At 75.3% G+C, this 3,847-nt stretch carries 3 protein-coding genes; all 3 read right to left on the reverse strand.

All coding sequences use genetic code 11. From position 1 onward, the window contains the following. The coding region (locus ACFW2E_RS43055; RefSeq protein WP_384476505.1) for an FAD-dependent oxidoreductase at nt 1–858 on the reverse strand (858 nt) is incomplete at its 3' end. After that, the gene (locus ACFW2E_RS43060) at nt 855–2,258 is read right to left on the reverse strand and encodes an FAD-dependent oxidoreductase (protein WP_384476508.1); all 1,404 of its coding nucleotides are present in this window, start codon (nt 2,256–2,258) and stop codon (nt 855–857) included. The genes ACFW2E_RS43060 and ACFW2E_RS43055, both read right to left, overlap by 4 nt. Next, complete coding sequence (locus tag ACFW2E_RS43065) at nt 2,255–3,694, reverse strand: FGGY family carbohydrate kinase (protein WP_384476511.1); 1,440 nt, start codon at nt 3,692–3,694, stop codon at nt 2,255–2,257. Before ACFW2E_RS43065 ends, ACFW2E_RS43060 begins: the two co-directional genes overlap by 4 nt. Between the last annotated feature and the right edge of the window lie 153 nt (nt 3,695–3,847).

The raw sequence follows: 3,847 nt of genomic DNA on the forward strand, positions 1-3,847 counted from the left end.
GCTCTCAGCGGCACGCACCACCCCCCCGGCGGCGAAGAGCCGGCGGGGTGAGGTGTGCGGTCCGGGGCCGAGGGTGAGGGCGGCGCGCCGGGCGAGTTCGTCTTCGGCGACGTACTCGCCGGTGAAGACCACCGTGTCGCAGGGCAGGACGGCCGCGCGGCCGTCGCGGTGGCGGACCCGGACCCCCGACAGACGGCCGTGGCCGAGGAGTTCGGTGACCGTCGTGGCGGTGAGCAGGGGGATGCGGGCGCGGAGGCGGGCGTCCAGGGAGCGGGCGGGTGCCGTGGCGGGCCGCGGCAGGTCCGTCACCATGGCGACGACCTCGGCACCGGCGGCCCGTACGGTCCCGGCCGCCCGGTAGGAGACGTCCTGCGCGCCGACCACCACGACCCGGGTGCCGATGGGCTGCCCGTACAGGTGCACCGCCTGCTGCAGCTCCCCGGTCGTGTACACCCCGGCCGGACGGGTGCCGGGCACCAGGCGTGCGGCGCGCGGGCGTTCGCGGGCGCCGGTGGCCAGCACGACCGCTCGCGCGGCGATGGTTTCCGGGCCCCGGGGGCCGACCGTGGCCAAGGTCAGCGGGCCCGCCCAGTCGAGGGCGGTGACGCCTGTCCGTACCACGGCACCGGCCCGGCCGGCGGCCGCCGCGAGCAGCCGGGCGTACGCCGGTCCGGTCAGCGGGCGCGTCCAGGTGCCGAAGCCGCCGTGCGCGCAGTGGCGCGGTACTCCGCCCGCCGTCCGCTCCCGGTCCAGGACCTCCACGCGCCCGGCCCCCGCGGCGGCGAGGAGGGCGGCGGCCGCGAGGCCGGCGGGACCGGCTCCCACGACCAGGACGTCCACCCGGCGTTCGGCCGTCACGCGCCCGCCTCCTCGAACAGCGCCCGCACCGCCGCTCCGCAGTGGAAGCCCTGGCAGCGGCCCGCCCCGGCCCGTGTGCGGCGGCGCAGGCCGTCGAGGCCGCGCGGCGGGATCGGGCCGGCGAGGGCGTCGCGGATCTCGCCGCGTGTGACGCGTTCGCAGTGGCAGACGAGGGTGCCGTACTCGGGGTCGGCGGCGATCAGTTCGGGCCGCTGGCAGGGACGCGGGAACGCCTCGCCGAGGTTCGGCATGCGCACCGGTTCCAGGTCCCGGGCGGGGCCGAGGTCGAGCCCGCAGCCGGCCAGCAGGCCGGTGACGTGGGCGGCGATGGCGAGGGATGCCGTCAGCCCGGTGGAGCGGATGCCGCCGACGGTGACGTAGGCCTGCTCCGGGTGGGCGGTGATGCGGTAGTCGTCGTGTTCGGTGGCGGCCCGCAGTCCGGCGTAGACCGCGGTGACCTCCTCGTCGAGGAGGGCGGGCAGGATGCGGCGGCCCTTCTCGCGGAGCAGTGCCAGGCCCTCGGCGGTCGACATGGTCGCCCGCTTGTCGTCCAGGTCCTCGGCCGTGGGGCCGAGCAGGACGTTGCCGTACACGGTGGGGGCGACCAGGACGCCCTTGCCGAGGGCCGTGGGCACCGGCAGCAGGATGTGGCGGACCAGGTCGCGGGCGAACTTGTCGAAGACGATGAGCTGGCCCCGCCGCGGGGTGACGGTGAAGGTGTGGTGACCGAGCCCTCGGTCGAACGTGTCGGCGTGCAGTCCGGCCGCGTTGACCAGGTGGCGGGTGCGCAGGGTGCCCCGTGAGGTGGTCAGCTCGTGCGTCCCGTCCCGCGGGTCCGCCCGGTCCACCCGGCAGTCGAGGTGCAGGTCCACTCCGTGGTGGACGGCCTGGGTGGCGTAGGCCAGTGTCGTCGTCCAGGGGCAGACGATGCTCTCGCCCGGCACGTGCAGGGCGCCGAGCGCGCCCGGTCCCAGGCGGGGTTCCAGGGTGTACAGCTCGGGGGGTTCCAGCGGCCGGGTGGTGCGGTGGCCGTTGCGTACGGCCTGCTCGGCGAGGCGGGGCAGTGCGGCCAGTTGTTCCTCGTCCCAGGCGACGAGCAGCGCGCCGACCGGTTCGACGGGGATGCCGGACTCGGCGGCGTAGGCGGCGAGGAGCCGGGAGCCGTCGCGGACCAGGCGTGCCTCGAGGGTGCCGGGGTGGGCGTCGAACCCGGTGTGCAGGATGGCCGTGTTGGCCTTCGAGGTGCCCTGTCCGACGTCGTCCTGGGCCTCGACGAGGGCGACCCGCAGGCCCGGGTGGCGGGCGAGTTCGCGGGCGATCGCGCAGCCGACGACCCCGGCGCCGACGACCGTCACGTCGTACGGCTTCGAGGGCAGCGGCCCGTCGGCGGTGACCGTCATGCGGGCGTCCGGTCGAGCAGGGTGGCGACGGCGGCGCGGAAGGAGCCGAGGCGGTCGGCGGCCTCGGCGGCGGAGAGACGCGGCTCGTACACGGCGGCGGGCCTCCAGTCCGGCAGGGCGTCGCGCACGGTGAGGTCCGGCTCGGCGCCGAGGCGGGCCAGCACGCCCACGCCGAGGGCGGTGGCATCGGGCAGCGGCGACACCTCGACCGGGCGTTGCAGCAGGTCGGCCTGGGTCTGCATGAGCAGGGCCGAGCGGGTCAGGCCGCCGTCGACGCGCAGTACGTCGAGGGGGGTGCCCAGGTCGGTCGCGGCGGCCTCGGCCAGTTCGGTCACCTGGGCGGCCAGCCCCTCGCACAGGGCACGCACCAGGTGTCCGGCGGTGGTGTCGAGACCGAGGCCGGTGAGCGAGCCGCGCAGGTCGCCGCGCCACCAGGGGGCGGCGAGCCCGGCCAGGGCCGGTACGAAGGTGACACCGCCGCTGTCGGGCACCGCACCGCCCACCCGGTCGAGGTCGCCCGCGCCGGTGATGACGCCGAGGTCGCCGAGCCAGCGCACGGCGGAGGCGGCGGTGTACACCTGACCGTCCAGGCAGTGGCTGGTGCGTCCGGCGAGCCGCCAGGCGACGCAGCTGACCAGTCCGGAGGTGCCGCGTCTGGGGGTGTCGCCGGTGTGCGCGAGCAGGAACGCGCCCGTGCCGTAGGTGCACTTGGCGCCGCCTGGGGCGGTGACGCGCTGGGCGAGCAGCGCGGCCTGCTGGTCGACGACGAGACCGGTGAGCGGGATCTCCGGGCCGAACTCCTTCGTGGTGCCGACCGGTCGGTCGTTCGCCACGACCTCCGGGAGACGTTCGGCGCAGAGTCCGTAGAGGGCGAGGGCGCGGGGCGACCACTCCGCCCGGTTCAGGTCGAGGAGCTGGGTGCGGCTCGCGGTGGCCATGTCGGTGACGTAGGCGCCGGTGAGCCGGTGCACCAGCCAGGCGTCGGTCGTGGTGACGACGCCCTCGCGGGTCAGATGGCGGCGGATCCAGGCCATCTTGGGCGCGGCGAAGTAGGGGTCGAGCGGGAGTCCGGTGAGGTGACGCAACTCCTCGGCGTGTTCGGCCAGTTCGGCACAGACGCTCTCGGCGCGCCGGTCCTGCCAGACGAGCGCGTCGGTCAGCGGGCGGCCCGTGTCCGGGTCCCAGGCGAGGACGGTCTCGCCCTGGTTGGCGAGCCCGAGCGCGGCGACCGGCTCGTCCGCCTCGGCCAGTGCCCGGCGCCCGGCGACGAGCACCGACTCGTACAGCTCCGCCGGGTCGGCCTCCACCAGGCCACCGGGCAGGTTCCGGGGCCGTACGGCGGCGAACCCGGTGCCGATGACACCCCGTTCGGGACAGATCACCAGGGCCTTGGTGCCGGACGTGCCCTGGTCGACGGCGAGCACCGGACCTGTCATCGAGCCCCTCTCCTGACGATCACTGCCCGACAGCCTGCCGTCCGCCCGCGCACCCGTCAAGCACGACTGATGAACAGTCAACTTAAGCCGAACAAAAGGAAGTTGGGTTGTATCGGAAACCGTGCGTGACGCCATGGCCACACCTCTATAGTG

This window comes from Streptomyces sp. NPDC058964, assembly GCF_042741275.1.
GTDB lineage: Bacteria > Actinomycetota > Actinomycetes > Streptomycetales > Streptomycetaceae > Streptomyces.

Bases quoted from the DNA above. Each gene is read 5' to 3' on its own strand.
- ACFW2E_RS43065 (WP_384476511.1), bottom strand. From the start codon at position 3,694: ATGACAGGTCCGGTGCTCGCCGTCGACCAGGGCACGTCCGGCACCAAG.
- ACFW2E_RS43060 (WP_384476508.1), bottom strand. From the start codon at position 2,258: ATGACGGTCACCGCCGACGGGCCGCTGCCCTCGAAGCCGTACGACGTG.